The sequence below is a fragment of the Nocardia sp. CA-151230 genome, assembly GCF_050942175.1.
GTDB lineage: Bacteria > Actinomycetota > Actinomycetes > Mycobacteriales > Mycobacteriaceae > Nocardia.
In genome coordinates this window covers 6,302,232-6,318,736 of sequence record NZ_CP192061.1, presented here as the reverse complement: position 1 = coordinate 6,318,736, position 16,505 = coordinate 6,302,232, and the positions used below count along the sequence as shown (strand labels likewise).

Below are 16,505 nucleotides of genomic sequence, written 5' to 3'. Positions count from 1 at the left end.
AGCTCGGAAAGGAGCCCGCGGCGGCCGCCCGAACCGGCCCCGCCGCGGACGCCATGTCAGAACCCACCGCACCGCCCGACCAACCCACACCGCCCGGCGGGCCAGTCCAACCCGGCGGAAAAGTCCAGTCGAGCGGGACAGCTCAGTCCGACCCGATCGAGGGGCCCGGCCGGATCGAGGGGGCCGGGCCGCTCCAACTGTTGCTGCCGGGCGCGCTTTCCGATCGGTTGAGTCCCGCCCGCTCCACGGCGGTTGCCGCGCGGACGGGCATTGCCCTCGGCGTCGGCATCACCATCCTGTTCGGGACCGGCCTGATCAGCCACCTGATCCAGCATCCGCCGGACTGGTTCTGGTGGCCCGCGCATCCGGTGTGGCTGTACCGACTCACGCAGGGCACGCACGTGACGGTCGGGGTCATGATGATCCCGTTGTTGCTGGTGAAGTTCTGGTCGGTGTATCCGCGGTTCTTCATCAAACCGTCGCTGCGCCGGGGACTTCCGGACGCACTGGAGCGACTGTCGGTGGCGGTGCTCATCGGCGCGGTGCTGTTCCAGATCGTGACCGGGCTGTTCAATACCGCGCAGTTCTATCCGTGGAAATTCTTCTTCACCACCACGCATCACGCTATGGCGTATGTGGCGTTCGGTGCGGTCCTGGTGCATCTAGCAGTCAAGCTTCCTATTGTGCGGCAAGCACTTTCGCGGCCGATCGACGACCCTGTCCCGGATGTCGAACTGATCGGAGAATCGGAGCACGCGCAGCCAGGTGTTCCGCGGCGCGCGGTGCTCGCCGCAGCCGGGCTCGGCGCGGTCGTGGCGGGCCTGGCGGTGGCGGGGCAGTCGATCCCGTTCCTGCGCTGGGTCTCCCTGCTCGCGCCACGCAGCGGCGAAGGCCCGCAGGGTGTTCCGATCAACCGGACTGCCACAGCCGCCGGAGTCACCGAGACCGCCCGCTCACCGCAGTACGCGCTGACGGTGAAAGTCGGTGGCCACGAACACAGTTTCTCCCGCGCCGATCTGGAAGCCCTGCCGCAGGCCGACAGCGCGCTGCCCATCGCCTGCGTCGAAGGCTGGAGCGCGCAGGGCCACTGGTCCGGTGTCCGCCTGCGCGACCTGCTGACCCGGGTGGGCGAGTACGGGGGCGGCGACGTACGTTTCGTGTCCCTGGAGACGACCGGCATCTACGGTTCATCCGTCCTGCCCCGCACCCACGTGGTGGATGCCGCCACGCTGATCGCCCTGCGCCTCAATGGCGAAGACCTGGCCCTCGACCACGGCTACCCCTGCCGCCTCATCGCACCCAGCCGCCCGGGTGTCCTGCAGACCAAATGGCTGAAATCGATCGAGGAACTGTCATGACGATCACCCGAATCCTGCTGGGCGCACTGGGCATCGGCCTGGCCGCGTACGGTGTCGAACTGCTGCTGAGGATGAGCACCCCGGACGTGCGCTCGGTCACGGTCTGGTTCATCGGCGTCATCCTCGCCGAGAACGTGGTCTTCGGTCCGGTCGCGGCCCTCGCCGGCGCGCTCGGCCGCCTCGTGCTCCCCGCCCGCTGGTGGCCCGCCTACGCCGTGGGCGCGTTCATCAGCCTGGCCCTGATCCTCATCGCAGTCCCGGTGCTCGGCCGCGAGGACGCGGTCCCCGGCAACCCCACCATCCTGGACCGCGACTACACCGTCGGCCTGCTGGTCGCGCTCGCCGTGGTGTGGGCGGTAGTGGCCGCCTGCCTGCTGTTCACCGCCCGGCGGTGGTCAGCAGCGGCAGCCGGACCTCGAATCGCGCACCGTCGGAACGATTCTGCGCGGTGATGTCCCCGTGGTGCGCCGCCACCAGCCCGGCGGCAATGGCCAATCCCATACCGCTGCTGCTGCCGAGTTCGGCCGCGCCGGGGGAGCGGGCGGAGCTGCCGCGGTACGCGACCTCGAAGATGCGCGGCAGATCGGCTTCGGAGATGCCGGGCCCGGTGTCGTCGACCCGGGTCCAGGCGTGCCCGTCGTCGGCGCCCGCCGAGATGTCGATGCGCCCGCCGGGCGGGGTGTGCGCGATGGCATTGGCGACCAGGTTGGTCAGCACCCGGCCCAGCGCCCGATCGCTGCCTGCCACCACGATCTTGTCCTCGGGCTGCGTTGCTTCCAGGGTGATCCGGGCGCGTTCGGCCGTCGGCCGGTTGGCCGCCAGCACCTCGTCGATGAGCTCGCGCAGATCGACCGGCTCCATCTGCAGCCGCAGCGCCCCCGAATTGATCTTCGACATCTCGAACAGGTCGTCCACCATCGCGGAGAGCCGATTCGTCTCGAGCACAATCTGATCGGCGTACCGCTGCACATCCTCGGGACGGGACACCACCCCGTCCAGCAGCGCCTCGCCCATGGCGCGAATCCCCGCCAGCGGGGTGCGCAGATCGTGGCTGACCCAGGCCACCAGCTCGCGCCGCGACCGTTCCGCCGCGCGCTCCTGCTCGAGCATCTCGCGCTCCCACACCGTGGCGCGGGCCTGCTCGCGGCCGAGCAGAATCGCCGCGGGCACCGTGACGGCGGTGACGACGGCCAATACCACTGCCGTGCGCTCGAATTCGGCCCCGAACATGAGCCCGCTCACCGCCACCACCCCGCACAGCGTGGCCAGCGTCGGAATCAGCACCAGCACGGCCATGCTCGTGGTCATCGCGCGATTGCGGGTGTAGCGCAGCAACAGTGCGCCGACCACCACCACCGGCAGCGTGCCCGCCAGCGCGTACCCGATCAGCCCGGGCGTATCAGTCGGCACCGGACACCTCCTCGGTTCCTGGATCAGTGCCGAGATCGGCGCGGCCCCAGGCATATCCGCGACCCCACACCGTCTCGATCCGATGTGCGGCGCCCAGTTTGGCGCGCAACCGCTTCACGTGCACGGTGACCGTGGACAGGTCGCCGAAGTTCCAGCCCCACACCTCGGCCAGCAACTCCTGCCGGCTGAAGACGCGCCGCTGATGCGCCAGCAGGAAGGCCAGCAGATCGAATTCGCGCGCGGTCAATTCGACCGGCGTCCCGCCCGCCACCACGGTCCGGGCCGCCCGGTTCAACTCCACGCCGTCTCCGTGGAGCACCTCGTCGGCCACCGGCTGCGGATGGGTGCGCCGCAGCACCGACGCCACCCGCAGCGCCAGCTCACGCGGACTGAACGGCTTGGTCACGTAGTCGTCCGCCCCCGCCTGCAACCCGACCACCCGATCGTCCTCCTCGCCGAGCGCGGTCAGCAGAATGATGGGCGTCTCCGGATGTGCCCCCGCCCGTACGGCCCGCGTCAGATCGATCCCATCCGGTGGCGGCATCATCACATCCAGCACCGCCAGATCGATCTCGTTCCGGGCCAGCACGGCTGCGGTCGCCGGCCCGTCCGCGGTCTCGACGACCTCGAGCCCGTCCCGCTCCAGATACCGCCGCACCACCTCGCGCACCACGGGATCGTCATCCGCCACCAGAATCCGCATCTCCCCACCCTAGGCGGCGTCGAACCGCGAATCACCTGGTCCGAGCCATTTCCGCAGTCGCCGTCACAGTTTCGTCACCACCGGTGACCAGCTCGAACGCTCCTGCTGGCCGCGGCCGCCGAGCTCCGCGTGGTCGCCGCGGTCACGGTGTCGGGGCGGCCGATCGCCTGGCTGGCGCGGTGCTGAGCGCACCGAGCGCGGGATCGTCGGACGGGCAGGCGGCGGCCGGAGCCGGGCGGCTCTACGCTCTGGACGTGACCAGCGATATGTCCGGCCCGGCCGGCGAGGTCGAAGCGGAGGGCGGACAGGTCCGGGCCTCGACCCTGGAATTGTTCTTCGACCTCGTCTTCGTCTTCACCATCACCCAGCTCACCCATGCCTTCACCCACCATCCCGGCTGGTCCGAGCTGGGGCACGTGGCGCTCATGTTCGCCATCATCTGGTGGATGTACAGCGGGTACGTGTTCCTCACCAATGAGGTCGCCCCGAACAGCTCGTCACGCCGCACCTTCCTGCTCATCGGCATGTTCGGTTTCTTCGTCATCGCCATCGCTATTCCGAGTGCGTTCCAGGGTTCCGGGCTGGCCTTCGGGCTCGGGTACTTCGTGATCAACACGGTGCACAGCGTCATGTTCGCGACGTCGGGCAGCCGCGGCGCGAGCTCCGCGATCCTGCGTCTCGCGCCGCTCAATGCCGTGTCCGCGGCGCTGGTGCTGTCGGGCGGCATCGCCGAGGGCTGGGCGCGCGCCGTGCTGTGGATGATCGCGGTCGCGGTGCAGGTGGTCTCGCCGTACCTGGCGCGCACCGAGGGATTCGTCATCCGCCCCAGCCACTTCTGCGAACGCCACGGTCTGGTCGTGATCATCGCGCTCGGCGAATCGGTGGTGGCCATCGGCGCGAACCTGACCGGCATGGACCTCACCGTCGGTCTGGTCGCGACCGCGGGCCTCGGCCTCACCCTCGGATATGTGCTGTGGTGGGCCTATTTCGGCTTCGACGACGAGCGCGGCGAGCACCGGCTGCGGGCACTGCGGGGCCCGGCGCAGATCCGCACCGCGGTACTCGCCTACGGCTATTCATTGTTCGTGCTGGTGCTCGGCATCATCCTGACCGCGGCCGGCATCTCCATGACCATCGCGCACGGCAATCAGCCCGCGAGTATGGCCGCGGCACTGGCGCTTTCGGGCGGCGTGGCCCTGTTCCTGCTGGGCCAGTGCCTGTTCCGGCTGGTCCTGGGCATTCCCCGCGCGGGCCTGCGATTCATCGCCGCCGTCGCCGTCCTGGCCACCGCGCCGATCGGCATCGCCTGGGTGGCCTGGGGACAGCTCGTGGTCCTGATGCTGGTCGCCTACGGCTTCGTGATCGCCGACGACCTGCTCCGACTCCGATCCGGGGAGCGCAGCGCGTACCTGCAGGACATCTCGGCGATCGGGCACCGGATCATTCGCGACGGCGATCGCTAGCAGCGCTCAATCCCGTTGCGGCAGTGCGCAACCGTCGGGACCGCAGGCCTCGCCGTCCGCGACGATCTCGAGCTCCGGCGCGTGATCGTTCCAGGCCCGTTCCAGCGCCTGCGCGAACACCTCCGACGGCTGCGCGCCCGACACCCCGTACTTGCGGTCGAGCACGAAGAACGGCACGCCGCGCGCGCCCAGCTTGGCGGCCTCGGCCTCGTCGGCGCGCACCGCATCGGCGTAGGCCTCGGGATCCGCGAGCACCTCGCGTACGGCCGCGTCGTCGAATCCGACCGACACCGCGACCCGAACCAGTCGTTCGGTATCTCCGAAAAGCGGTGCTTCCTCGGCGAAGTTGGCCGCGTACAAGGCATCCAGCAGCTGCTCCTGCTTGCCCTTCTCGAGCGCGAAGTGCAGCAGCCGATGCATGTCGAAGCTGTTGCCGAAGTCCCGTCCCGAGGTCAGGTACGGCAGGCCGACCGCCTCGGCCTGCGCCCCGATGCCACGCTCGTTGGCGGCGGCCTGCGCCTCGCTGATGCCGTACTTCTCCGCGATGTGCGGCACCACCGCGTCGCTGTGATCCCGGGGCAACGTCGGGTCCAGTTCGAAGGACCGGTGCACCACTGTCACGGCGTCCCGATGCGGAAACGCCTCCAGCGCCTCCTCGAAACGCCGCTTGCCCAGGTAGCAGAACGGGCAGTTGATATCGGTCCAGATCTCGACCTGTACGGCCATCACACCTCACACTCCGACGCTGTTTCCGCAGGCCGGAGGGTCCGGCCACCCCTCTGCCAACCGGCGACCGGGCCCGAATGTTCCGCTGTGACCCGGTTCACAACGATGGGTTGTCACGTTCGGCGGGGCTGTCCTGTCTCATGCCCGACCCAGCAGGAACGAGCCCCACGGAGCCGACCATGAACGCCACCACCAACACTCACCGAATCGTCGTCCTCGGCGCCGGCTACACCGGCATGTTGGCCGCCATTCGCCTGGCCCGCCGCACCCGCAAGCTGGACGCCCACATCACACTGGTGAACCCCTCGGACCGCTTCACCGAGCGGCTGCGCATGCACCAGATCGCCGCCGGGCAGGAACTGGCCGACCACCGCATCCCCGATCTGCTGGCCGGTTCGGGCGTGGTCTTCCACCGCGCGGCCGCCGTCGCCATCGACGCCGCGGCCCGCGTCGTCACTCTCGACGACGCCACCGACCTGCCCTACGACACCCTGATCTACGCCCTCGGCAGCACCACCGACACCTCGATCGTGCCCGGCGCCGACCACCACGCCTGGACCCTCAACGACCCGCGCCGGGCCCGCCGCTTCTCGCACCGGCTCACCGAAATCGCCGCTGCCGCAGGCACTGTCACGGTAGTCGGCGGCGGTCTGACCGGTATCGAGGCCGCCACCGAGATCGCCGAATCGCACCCGGGCCTGACCGTCACCCTGATCAGCGCGCAGGAACCCGGACACATGATGGGCGACAAGGCCCGCGCGCACCTGAACCGCGCCCTGGACCGGCTCGGCATCGTCCGCAAGGTCGGTGTGCAGGTCGCCAAGGTGCTGCCCGACGCCGTACGCCTGACGACCGGCGACCTGATCGCCTCGGACCTGACCCTGTGGACCGCGGGCGTGAAGGTCTCGCCGCTGGCCGCGCAGGCCGGAATCGTCGTGGACGAGCGCGGATTGATCGTCACCGACACCACCCTGCGCTCGGTCTCACACCCGGAGATCCTGCCCATCGGTGACGCCGCCGCGGTGCGCATGCCCTTCGGCGTTCTGCACGGCACCTGCCAGAGCGGCATGCCCACCGCCGCCTACGCCGCCGACAGCCTGGCCCGCCGGCTGCGCGGAAAGACCGTGAAGCCCTTCCGTTTCGGCTACATCCACCAGCCGGTGAGCCTGGGCCGCAAGGACGCGGTCATCCAGTTCACCAAGGCCGACGACACCCCGCGCCGCTGGTACCTGAAGGGCCGCGCCGCCGTCGCCTACAAGGAGCAGGTCAGCGCCAGCCCGGTGCCGGTGTACAAGATGAGCAAGCACATGAACATGCAGGTGCAGTTCGCCAACGGCGGCCGCGCCACCCGCGCGATCGCATGCTGAGATCATCGAAACGACCCGAACTTCTCTCCGGTTCGCGTCAGCCCAGGTAGCCGGGATATCGATGCGACATCCCGGCACGCCGATGGATTCATTTCGCAAGACCCGGTAGGTATGAGTCCCATGCAGGACCACACGCCCGACCAGCCCGTAACCGCTGCCCGGCAGGACGATTCGATCGATCCCTTCGTCGCCCACCGCCGGCTGCTGTTCGGCACCGCGTATCAGATGCTCGGCACCGTCACCGATGCCGAGGACGTCCTGCAGGACGCCTGGATCAAATGGCACGAGGTGGACCGGGACACGGTCACCCACCCCAAGTCCTATCTGGTCCGCACCGTTACCAATCTGGCGCTCAACCGCCTCACCTCAGCGCGCGCCACCCGCGAGACCTATGTCGGGCCGTGGCTGCCCGAACCCCTGCTCACCACCACCGCCGACGCCGCAGAGGAGATCGAGATGGCCGACACCGTGTCGACCGCCATGCTGGTCGTCCTCGAAACCCTGAGCCCGGTCGAGCGCGCGGTCTTCGTGCTGCGGGAGGTCTTCGGCTACTCGCATGCCGAGATCGCCGGTTTCCTCGACCGCCCCGAGGCCACCGTCCGCCAGATCTCGCACCGCGCCCGCTCCCACGTGCACTCGCGCCGTCCGCGCTTCGACACCGATGTCTCGATCCGTGCGGAGGTCACCGAGAAATTCATGGCCGCGGCCCAGGGCGGAGATGTCAACGCGCTCATGGAACTGCTGGCCCCGGACGTGACGCTGTGGAACGACGGGGGCGGCAAGGTCACCGCCGCCCGCCGCCCGCTCTACGGTCCCGACCATGTGGCTCGCTGGATGCTCGGCGCCATGGCGAAACCGATCAGCGCGGGCATCCGCCTCGAATCCGCCTACATCAATGGCGAACTCGGCGTGCTGGCCATGATCGGTGACTACCGTGTGGGTGCCCTGACCTACGACATTCGCGATGGTCACATCGAAAACATTCGCTTCCAGGTGAATCCGGACAAACTGGCCGGTATTCAGCAACAGGGCGGCGAATAGGTCGCCGAATCGGTCGGTCGACAGGAATCCGGTCTCGCGGCAATTGCGGTCCCGTACTATTCGGCGCTCGTCGGGGGCATCCGCTCCCGCCTCGACACCGCTATTCTGCAAAGGATTTCGTAGTGATCGGCTATATCAAGCGCCGTACGGCGCGCCACATTCTGCCCTGGGCCGCCGCGGCCTTCATCGGTGCGAGCAGCGCGCTCGCCGGCCCCGCGGTCGCCGCGCCGGTGCTCCACACCGCCTGCGCTGCCACCGAATACGAGAACGTGAGCGGCGCCTGCGTGCCGCGGCCGGAGCAGTCTCCCACCGTTCCGGACGGGGCCACCGCCCGCTGCAAGGACGGCACCTACAGCTTCAGCCAGCACCGCAGTGGCACCTGCTCGCACCACGGCGGCGTCGCAGCCTGGCTCTGACCACCGCTTCGGCTCCGGCCACGCGGTCACCGGCCCCGCACGGCCGTCCCGGCACTCCGGGCGGGACGGCCGTGCGGAACAATAGGTCGGCGTGAGTGCCGAAGAGCTTGCCGTCGAACCACTGTGCGCCGCGCGGCGCCTGCTCGGCGGCACGCTGTGGTCCGGTCCGGTGGGCCTGCGCATCGTCGAGGCCGAGGCCTACGGAAGCGACCCCGCGGGCCCGTGGCCCGACCCGGCCGCCCACTCCGGCCGCGGCCGCACCCCGCGCAACGCGGTCATGTTCGGCCCGCCCGGCGTGCTGTACGTCTACTTCAGCTACGGCATGCACACCTGCGTGAACGTCACCAGCGGTCCCGACGGCGTCGCCAGTGCCGTCCTCGTCCGGGCCGGCGAGATCATCGCGGGCCACGATCTCGCCCGCACCCGCCGCCCCGCCGCCAAAACCGACGCCGACCTGGCGCGTGGCCCCGGCAATGTCGGCAGCGCCCTCGGAATTCGCCTGGACGACTACGGAACTCACCTCTTCGACCCGGAGGCGCCGATCCGCCTGGAACTCGGCCCCGAGATCACCGATCCCGCTGCCGTATCCACCGGTCCCCGGGTCGGGGTGAGTCTGGCCTCCGACCGTCCGTGGCGCCTGTGGCTGCCGGATTCCCCGGCGGTGTCGACCTACCGCCGCAGCCCGCGCGCTCCCAAACTGGATCGTTCCGCCTAGTCCGGATCGGTCCGCGCGCCGGGCGGGATGCGGCGCACGTGAGTCCGTATCGGCGGGCGGACCGGAGGACTACGGTGGACGAATCGACAGCTCACCCTAGGTGGAATAGCCCATGTTCGAACGGTTCACCGACACTGCCCGCCGCGCCATCGTGCTGGCCCAGGAGGAGGCCCGCCTGCTCGGGCACGATTGGATAGGGACCGAACACCTGCTGCTCGGCATCCTGCGCGGCGGTGATCCGATCGCGGGGCAGGCCCTGGCGGACGTGGGCCTGGACCTCTCCGGCCTCCGCGAACGGGTGAACCAGGCGGTCGGCGTCCAGGAGAACGGTGCCCCCGCCGGGCGCATTCCCTTCACACCCCGCTCCAAGAAGGTGCTGGAGATGTCGCTGCGCGAGGCAATGCGCCTGCAGCACAACTACATCGGCCCCGAACACCTGCTGCTGGCTCTGGTCGCCGAGGGCTCCGGCGTGGCCTCGCAGGTCCTCATCAGTGAGGGCGCCACGACCGACGACCTCTGCGGCCGAATCGATGCCCGCGTGGCCGCGAGCCCCGGCCCGGCCGGCGCGCCCTCGGCCGAAGCCGAACTCCGCCAGCGCATCACCGAACTCGAGCACCGGGTGGCCGAACTCGAACGCCGCCTGGACGGTCCCGGCACCGGGACCGTCCACGGCGACATCATCGGGTAGCTCCGGCTACACGCTCAGCGGTACCGCCCGGGCGGCTCGCTCCCCGGCCGCCAGCACGGCGGAAACGGCTGCGCGGGAGGAGGTTTCAGCGGTACCGAATGCCCAGGCCGCGCCATCGTCCGTCCGGTACTCCAGGTAGGCGACGGCTGGATCGACGCCGGCGCGGTCCACGCTCTGATGCGTCACCGACAACACCTCGACCGAGAATCCGCGCCGGCCCAGCAGACCGACGGCGTCCTCGACCGTCGCGTCGGCGGGGATACCCGAATCGGCCGGGCTCGCCGCGTAGGTGGCGGTGAACAACTCCCACAGCGTCCGCGCCGACACCTCGGTCCCGGTCCGGTCGGTGTGGTGCTGGACGTGGCGGGCGAAGTCGATCTGCAGGCGGCGCGGCAACTCCAGGCCGTACTCGGTCTCCAGCAGGTACGCGATCCCGCCCTTGCCCGACTGCGAATTGACCCGGATCACCGCGTCGTAGGAGCGGCCGACATCGGCCGGATCGATGGGCAGATACGGTACCTCCCAGGCGATTTCCCGTTCCGGCCGCCCCAGCCGGGCCGCCCGCTCGCGATGCTCGGCGAACCCCTTCTTGATCGCGTCCTGATGCGTCCCCGAGTACGCCGTGTACACCAGATCACCGGCGTAGGGATGGCGCTCGTGCACAGGCAGCCGCGTGCAGTACTCGACGGTCCGCCGCACCTGGTCGATATCGGAGAAGTCGATCATCGGATCCACGCCCTGTGCATGCAGATTCAACGCCAGCGTCGCCAGATCCACATTGCCCGTGCGCTCCCCATTGCCGAAGACGCACCCCTCGACCCGCTGCGCCCCCGCCAGCACCGCCAACTCCGCGCACGCGATCCCGGTGCCGCGGTCATTGTGCGGATGCACCGACAGGATCACGCTGTCGCGCCGCGCCAGGTTCCGGTGCATGTACTCGATCTGATCGGCGTACACATTCGGCGTCGCCACCTCGACCGTCGCGGGCAGGTTCAGCGTCACCGGCCGCTGGGGCGTGGCGTCCCACAGGGTTGTCATGCGGTCGCAGACCTCCAGCACGAAATCCGGTTCGGTCAGCATGAACACCTCGGGCGAGAACTGGAACCGGACATTCGGCATGTCCCCGGCCAGCTCCAGCGCATCGCGCCCGCCGGCGGTGATCAGCTCGGCCAGCTCGTCGCGGGTCTTGCCCAGCACCACATTCCGCCAGGTAGGCGCGGTGGCGGTGTACATGTGGACGACTACATCGTTGGGAATGCCACGCACCGATTCCACGGTCCGCTCGATCAGATCCCGGCGCGCGGGGGTGAAGACGACGATGGTGACGTCCTCGGGAACCAGCCGCTCGGCCCCGATCAGCCGTACGAAGTCGAAGTCGGTCTGCGAGGCGCTCGGATAGCCGACCTCGATCTCCTTGTAGCCCATGGCCACCAGCAGTTCGAAGAACCGCCGCTTGCGGTCGGGATCCATCGGCTCGGCCAGGGCCTGATTGCCATCGCGCAGATCCACCGGCACCCACAGCGGTGCGGTCGCGATCCGGTTGGCGGGCCAGGAACGTTCGGTCAGCGGTACCGAAACCCGCTGGTACACATCGCGATACCGATGCGAGGGCATGACGGACGGCTGCTGACGATTCCAGCTCGGGGGAGTGCTCACGGGAGATTCACTTTCGCGTCGGAGGAGGTGACCGGCGCAGCACAGCGAGCCCGCTAGCGGGGTGCCGGTCGGTCAGACCCCGCCGCGGCGGTGAAGGAGAAGCAGGGCACCCAGAAGCATGTGGACTAGACTAGAGGTGATTCACTCCTCAGACAAGTAGAGAGGCCGAGCAATAGTGGCGCAGGTACAGAGGCATCCGCTCGCCGCCCAGGCCGCCGAGGTCCTGCTCTCGCGAATTCGTGCGGGGGAGTGGCAGCTGGGCCACCGCCTCCCCGGCGAGACCACCCTCGCCGCCCAGCTCGGCGTCGGCCGCTCGACGCTCCGCGAGGCCATTCGCGAACTCGCGGGCAGGGGCGTGCTCGAAAGCCGCCAGGGCGCGGGCGTTTTCGTCACCGCCCTCGATGTCGCCGAGGACTGGGACACGGTGCTGCGCCGCTCGGACATCGTCACCGTCCTCGAGGCCCGCATCGCGATCGAGGCCGAGGGCGCGGCCCTGGCCGCCCGCCGCCGCACCCCCGCCGACCTGCGCGCCATGCTCCGCGCCCTGGCCGCCCGGGCCGAAAGCGGCGACTCCGTCGAGGGATTGGTCGACGCCGACACCGCCTTCCACCGCACGGTCGTCGCCGCTGCCCACAACGACATCCTGCTCGAGCTGTTCAACGCCTTCGTCCCGCGTTCGCGCCACGCCATGATCGACATGCTCCGTATCCGCCCCATGCGCGATCCGGCCACCGACCACGACGCGCACGAGCACCTCTACGACGCCATCCGCGCCCGCGATCCCGAGGCCGCCGCGACCGCCAGTCGCGTCCACCTGACCACGCTCCAGGCCGCCTTCGAGCCCTGACCAAAAAAATTCTGCCGAGCGGCGATGAGTTTCCGCGGCGACCCCCGTCCTAGTGAGCAAGCCGGTTCGACACCGAACCGACAAGCCCCGGAAGGACATTCGACATGACCGCCATCGCCGCCACCCCGACCGTCGCCATCGCCGCCACCCCGAGCAAGCTCCGCAACCGCGTGCTGTGGACCCTGCAGATCGTGCTCGGCCTGTTCTTCATCGTGGCCTCCGGCCTGCCGAAGTTCGCAGGTCAGGCCGACGCCGTCCGCGTCTTCCACCAGATCGGCTGGGGCGACTGGTTCCGCTACTTCACCGGCCTGGTCGAGGTGTCCGGCGGCATCGGCCTGCTGGTCGTCCGCCTGAACGGCCCCGCCGCCGCGGGCCTGTCCATCACCATGGTGTGTGCCGCCGCCACCCAGGCCTTCGTCCTCGGCTCCCCGGCCCTCGCGGTCTTCCCGCTCATCCTCGTCGGTGTCTTCGCCTGGATCGCCTACGAGCGCCGCGCCTCCTTCTCCACCTTCACCGACCTGGTGAAGTGACCCCGAATAATCGCTCGACCCCCAGCCCGTCGCCGACGAAACTCGGCGACGGGTTTCCTCGTATGTCACGCGACAACTGATTTCGTTGTGACCGGGGTAACTCGTCGGGGACGGCCAAAATTGTCTCGGCTCTCCACCGGTGGCCGCATGCAGTACTGGCGACGGCACCAAGGCCGGGCGAAAAAGTCGCGGAGAGGCGGAATGGAAAGATGGACGGCGTGAGCGGCGACATCATCGATGAACTGACCTGGCGCGGGTTGATCGCGCAGTCCACCGACCTGGACGCCCTGCGTGCGGCCGCGGCCAAGGACCCGATCACCCTCTATGCCGGGTTCGACCCGACCGCGGCCAGCCTGCACGCCGGACACCTGGTTCCCCTGCTGGCGCTCAAGCGCTTCCAGCGTGCGGGCCACCGCCCGATCGTGCTGGCCGGTGGCGCGACCGGTCTCATCGGCGACCCCCGCGACGTCGGTGAGCGCGCCATGAACTCCACCGACACCGTCGCCGAATGGGCCGGCCGCATCCGCTCCCAGCTCGAGCGCTTCGTGGATCTGGACGGCCCGAACGCGGCGATCATCGCCAACAACATGGACTGGACCGGGTCCTTGAGCACGGTGTCGTTCCTGCGGGACATCGGCAAGCACTTCTCGGTGAACGTCATGCTGGCCCGCGACACCGTCAAGCGCCGGCTGGAGTCGGACGGCATGTCCTACACCGAGTTCAGCTACATGCTGTTGCAGGCCAACGACTTCCTGCAGCTGCGCCGCGAATACGGCTGCACGCTGCAGGTCGGCGGTTCCGACCAGTGGGGCAACATCATCGCGGGCGTGGAGCTCAATCGTCGGGTCGACGGCGAGCACGTGCACGCCCTCACCGTCCCGCTGGTGACCTCGGCCGACGGCAAGAAGTTCGGCAAGTCCACCGGTGGCGGCAGCCTCTGGCTGGACCCGGAGATGACCAGCCCCTACGCCTGGTACCAGTACTTCGTGAACACAGCCGACGCCGACGTGGTCCGCTACCTGCGCTGGTTCACCTTCCTGTCTCGTGAGGAACTCGACGAGCTCGAGAAGGCGACCGCCGAGCGCCCCTTCGCCCGTGAGGCCCAGAAGCGCCTGGCCGCCGAGATGACCACGCTCGTGCACGGCGAGGCGAACACCCATGCGGTGCAGCTGGCCAGCCAGGCCCTGTTCGGCCGCGGCGATCTGCGCGAGCTCGACGAGGCCACGCTGTCGGCGGCCCTGGCCGAATCCGCGGTCGACGGCAAGGTCGCCGAGGCGACAGGTGCCTCCACCATCGTGGATCTGCTGGTCGACTCGGGTCTGTGCGAGGGCCGCAGTGCGGCCCGTCGCGCGGTCAACGAGGGCGGCGCCGCGGTGAACAACGAGAAGGTGTCCGATCCGGAGTGGACCCCGTCCGATGCCGACTACCTGCACGGACGCTGGCTGGTACTGCGTCGCGGCAAGAAGAACTTCGCCGGCGTGCGCCGCGCGGCCAACTGACCGGTTCGTCGATACCAAAACAAGATCGAAATGACCTGGGTCACAAACCAGTGGCTCAGGTCGCCGATCGCCCCGGTCAGCGGCCTGTTTACCAGCGGAAACGCCTCCGCGACCAGCGGATTTGACCTTGCGTTATCCGCCGCGTAACTTAATCCAGGTCAGAGCGACACGGACACCGACCGGGACCGAAACGCCCAGCTCAGAGGCTGGAAATCATCGGAATCGGATACGAGGTTGGACGAGGAGCGCCGGACACGAACACACCAGCCAGAAAGTTGGTCCTTGACTCTGCGGAGTCTCGCGGCTAGGCTGGAAAAGTTGCCTCGCAGGACATCCAATCAACTTTGGATCGATTGCTTGTGCGTGTGTTCTTTGAGAACTCAATAGTGTGTCGATGAATGTCAGTGCCAAATATTTTATTTGGTTCCGGCCTCACACCCCCCGTGTGTTGGGGTCGGACATTTTTAGTCAGCTAATTTCCGGCTGGCGTTTTTATCGCTAGGTTTTCGGACTCTGCGAACATTCTTCTGATTGGCTCCTTCGGGAGTGGATCGAGAGTCTTCAACGGAGAGTTTGATCCTGGCTCAGGACGAACGCTAGCGGCGTGCTTAACACATGCAAGTCGAGCGGTAAGGCCCTTCGGGGTACACGAGCGGCGAACGGGTGAGTAACACGTGGGTGATCTGCCTTGCACTCTGGGATAAGCCTGGGAAACTGGGTCTAATACCGGATATGAGCCTGGACTGCATGGTCCGGGTTGGAAAGGTTTACTGGTGCGAGATGGGCCCGCGGCCTATCAGCTTGTTGGTGAGGTAACGGCTCACCAAGGCGACGACGGGTAGCCGACCTGAGAGGGTGACCGGCCACACTGGGACTGAGACACGGCCCAGACTCCTACGGGAGGCAGCAGTGGGGAATATTGCACAATGGGCGCAAGCCTGATGCAGCGACGCCGCGTGAGGGATGACGGCCTTCGGGTTGTAAACCTCTTTTGACAGGGACGAAGCGCAAGTGACGGTACCTGTAGAAGAAGCACCGGCCAACTACGTGCCAGCAGCCGCGGTAATACGTAGGGTGCGAGCGTTGTCCGGAATTACTGGGCGTAAAGAGCTTGTAGGCGGTCTGTCGCGTCGATTGTGAAAACTTGCAGCTCAACTGCAAGCTTGCAGTCGATACGGGCAGACTAGAGTACTGCAGGGGAGACTGGAATTCCTGGTGTAGCGGTGAAATGCGCAGATATCAGGAGGAACACCGGTGGCGAAGGCGGGTCTCTGGGCAGTAACTGACGCTGAGAAGCGAAAGCGTGGGTAGCGAACAGGATTAGATACCCTGGTAGTCCACGCCGTAAACGGTGGGTACTAGGTGTGGGTTTCCTTCCACGGGATCCGTGCCGTAGCTAACGCATTAAGTACCCCGCCTGGGGAGTACGGCCGCAAGGCTAAAACTCAAAGGAATTGACGGGGGCCCGCACAAGCGGCGGAGCATGTGGATTAATTCGATGCAACGCGAAGAACCTTACCTGGGTTTGACATACACCGGAAAGCCATAGAGATATGGCCCCCCTTGTGGTCGGTGTACAGGTGGTGCATGGCTGTCGTCAGCTCGTGTCGTGAGATGTTGGGTTAAGTCCCGCAACGAGCGCAACCCTTATCTTATGTTGCCAGCGCGTAATGGCGGGGACTCGTGAGAGACTGCCGGGGTCAACTCGGAGGAAGGTGGGGACGACGTCAAGTCATCATGCCCCTTATGTCCAGGGCTTCACACATGCTACAATGGCCGGTACAGAGGGCTGCGATACCGCGAGGTGGAGCGAATCCCTTAAAGCCGGTCTCAGTTCGGATCGGGGTCTGCAACTCGACCCCGTGAAGTTGGAGTCGCTAGTAATCGCAGATCAGCAACGCTGCGGTGAATACGTTCCCGGGCCTTGTACACACCGCCCGTCACGTCATGAAAGTCGGTAACACCCGAAGCCGGTGGCCTAACCCTTGTGGAGGGAGCCGTCGAAGGTGGGATTGGCGATTGGGACGAAGTCGTAACAAGGTAGCCGTACCGGAAGGTGCGGCTGGATCACCTCCTTTCTAAGGAG

The 16,505-nt window shown here is 67.7% G+C and carries 15 protein-coding genes and 1 rRNA gene; 12 read left to right on the top strand and 4 right to left on the bottom strand.

Going from position 1 to position 16,505, the window contains the following annotated elements; translation table 11 throughout:
• Nucleotides 1–53: 53 nt before the first annotated feature.
• Together ACQP1O_RS29790 and ACQP1O_RS29785 are read left to right on the top strand one after the other, a co-directional pair.
• Entirely contained in the window at nucleotides 54–1,358 is a 1,305-nt protein-coding gene (locus ACQP1O_RS29790; RefSeq protein WP_433561743.1) for a molybdopterin-dependent oxidoreductase, read from the top strand.
• Nucleotides 1,355–1,810: a hypothetical protein gene (locus tag ACQP1O_RS29785; protein ID WP_433561742.1), complete on the top strand. Its 456-nt coding sequence runs from the start codon at nucleotides 1,355–1,357 to the stop codon at nucleotides 1,808–1,810. Before ACQP1O_RS29790 ends, ACQP1O_RS29785 begins: the two co-directional genes overlap by 4 nt.
• Here ACQP1O_RS29785 and ACQP1O_RS29780 read toward each other — a convergent pair.
• Complete coding sequence (locus tag ACQP1O_RS29780) at nucleotides 1,737–2,768, bottom strand: sensor histidine kinase (protein ID WP_433561741.1); 1,032 nt, start codon at nucleotides 2,766–2,768, stop codon at nucleotides 1,737–1,739. The genes ACQP1O_RS29785 and ACQP1O_RS29780 overlap by 74 nt on opposite strands.
• Nucleotides 2,758–3,471, bottom strand: coding sequence for a response regulator transcription factor (locus ACQP1O_RS29775; protein WP_433561740.1), 714 nt, complete (start codon nucleotides 3,469–3,471; stop codon nucleotides 2,758–2,760). The genes ACQP1O_RS29780 and ACQP1O_RS29775 overlap by 11 nt, the downstream gene beginning before the upstream one ends.
• Before the next feature lie 254 nt (nucleotides 3,472–3,725).
• On the opposite strand from ACQP1O_RS29775, the gene ACQP1O_RS29770 reads away from it, so the two are divergent.
• Complete coding sequence (locus ACQP1O_RS29770) at nucleotides 3,726–4,934, top strand: low temperature requirement protein A (protein ID WP_433561739.1); 1,209 nt, start codon at nucleotides 3,726–3,728, stop codon at nucleotides 4,932–4,934.
• A gap of 6 nt (nucleotides 4,935–4,940) precedes the next feature.
• Here the strand turns inward: ACQP1O_RS29770 and ACQP1O_RS29765 are convergent, their stop codons facing one another.
• The gene (locus ACQP1O_RS29765; RefSeq protein WP_433561738.1) at nucleotides 4,941–5,660 is read right to left on the bottom strand and encodes a DsbA family oxidoreductase; all 720 of its coding nucleotides are present in this window, start codon (nucleotides 5,658–5,660) and stop codon (nucleotides 4,941–4,943) included.
• Nucleotides 5,661–5,839: 179 nt separating this feature from the next.
• On the opposite strand from ACQP1O_RS29765, the gene ACQP1O_RS29760 reads away from it, so the two are divergent.
• From ACQP1O_RS29760 to ACQP1O_RS29740, 5 genes are all read left to right on the top strand, one after another.
• Nucleotides 5,840–7,027: an NAD(P)/FAD-dependent oxidoreductase gene (locus ACQP1O_RS29760; RefSeq protein WP_433561737.1), complete on the top strand. Its 1,188-nt coding sequence runs from the start codon at nucleotides 5,840–5,842 to the stop codon at nucleotides 7,025–7,027.
• Nucleotides 7,028–7,147: 120 nt separating this feature from the next.
• Entirely contained in the window at nucleotides 7,148–8,068 is a 921-nt protein-coding gene (locus tag ACQP1O_RS29755) for an RNA polymerase sigma-70 factor (RefSeq protein WP_433561736.1), read from the top strand.
• 122 nt (nucleotides 8,069–8,190) lie between these two features.
• Entirely contained in the window at nucleotides 8,191–8,484 is a 294-nt protein-coding gene (locus tag ACQP1O_RS29750; RefSeq protein WP_433561735.1) for a DUF3761 domain-containing protein, read from the top strand.
• Between the two features lie 91 nt (nucleotides 8,485–8,575).
• A complete protein-coding gene (locus ACQP1O_RS29745) occupies nucleotides 8,576–9,199 on the top strand; it encodes a DNA-3-methyladenine glycosylase (protein ID WP_433561734.1) in 624 nt (207 codons plus the stop codon).
• 112 nt (nucleotides 9,200–9,311) lie between these two features.
• Entirely contained in the window at nucleotides 9,312–9,887 is a 576-nt protein-coding gene (locus tag ACQP1O_RS29740) for a Clp protease N-terminal domain-containing protein (RefSeq protein WP_433561733.1), read from the top strand.
• 6 nt (nucleotides 9,888–9,893) lie between these two features.
• On the opposite strand, the gene ACQP1O_RS29735 is transcribed toward ACQP1O_RS29740, so the two are convergent.
• On the bottom strand, nucleotides 9,894–11,501 hold the full coding sequence (locus ACQP1O_RS29735; RefSeq protein WP_433567840.1) for a 2-isopropylmalate synthase: 1,608 nt from the start codon (nucleotides 11,499–11,501) through the stop codon (nucleotides 9,894–9,896).
• A 214-nt stretch (nucleotides 11,502–11,715) separates the two neighbouring features.
• Here ACQP1O_RS29735 and ACQP1O_RS29730 point away from each other — a divergent pair, with 214 nt between their 5' ends.
• The 4 genes from ACQP1O_RS29730 (at nucleotide 11,716) to ACQP1O_RS29715 (ending at nucleotide 16,497) form a co-directional block, all read left to right on the top strand.
• Nucleotides 11,716–12,390 carry a FadR/GntR family transcriptional regulator gene (locus ACQP1O_RS29730; RefSeq protein WP_433567839.1) on the top strand — a complete coding sequence of 225 codons (675 nt, stop codon included), beginning with the start codon at nucleotides 11,716–11,718 and terminating at the stop codon, nucleotides 12,388–12,390.
• A 104-nt stretch (nucleotides 12,391–12,494) separates the two neighbouring features.
• Nucleotides 12,495–12,920 (top strand): DoxX family protein, encoded by a 426-nt coding sequence (locus ACQP1O_RS29725; protein ID WP_433561732.1) that lies wholly within the window; start codon nucleotides 12,495–12,497, stop codon nucleotides 12,918–12,920.
• A gap of 218 nt (nucleotides 12,921–13,138) precedes the next feature.
• Nucleotides 13,139–14,419 (top strand): tyrosine--tRNA ligase, encoded by a 1,281-nt coding sequence (tyrS, locus tag ACQP1O_RS29720; RefSeq protein WP_433561731.1) that lies wholly within the window; start codon nucleotides 13,139–13,141, stop codon nucleotides 14,417–14,419.
• 561 nt (nucleotides 14,420–14,980) lie between these two features.
• Nucleotides 14,981–16,497 (top strand): 16S ribosomal RNA (locus ACQP1O_RS29715).
• Nucleotides 16,498–16,505: the final 8 nt, after the last annotated feature.

Coding starts and splice junctions, on each gene's coding strand:
- ACQP1O_RS29755 (WP_433561736.1), top strand. CDS start 7,148: ATGCAGGACCACACGCCCGACCAGCCCGTAACCGCTGCCCGGCAGGAC.
- ACQP1O_RS29765 (WP_433561738.1), bottom strand. CDS start 5,660: ATGGCCGTACAGGTCGAGATCTGGACCGATATCAACTGCCCGTTCTGC.
- ACQP1O_RS29760 (WP_433561737.1), top strand. CDS start 5,840: ATGAACGCCACCACCAACACTCACCGAATCGTCGTCCTCGGCGCCGGC.
- ACQP1O_RS29725 (WP_433561732.1), top strand. CDS start 12,495: ATGACCGCCATCGCCGCCACCCCGACCGTCGCCATCGCCGCCACCCCG.
- ACQP1O_RS29735 (WP_433567840.1), bottom strand. CDS start 11,501: ATGCCCTCGCATCGGTATCGCGATGTGTACCAGCGGGTTTCGGTACCG.
- ACQP1O_RS29775 (WP_433561740.1), bottom strand. CDS start 3,471: ATGCGGATTCTGGTGGCGGATGACGATCCCGTGGTGCGCGAGGTGGTG.
- ACQP1O_RS29785 (WP_433561742.1), top strand. CDS start 1,355: ATGACGATCACCCGAATCCTGCTGGGCGCACTGGGCATCGGCCTGGCC.
- ACQP1O_RS29740 (WP_433561733.1), top strand. CDS start 9,312: ATGTTCGAACGGTTCACCGACACTGCCCGCCGCGCCATCGTGCTGGCC.
- ACQP1O_RS29790 (WP_433561743.1), top strand. CDS start 54: ATGTCAGAACCCACCGCACCGCCCGACCAACCCACACCGCCCGGCGGG.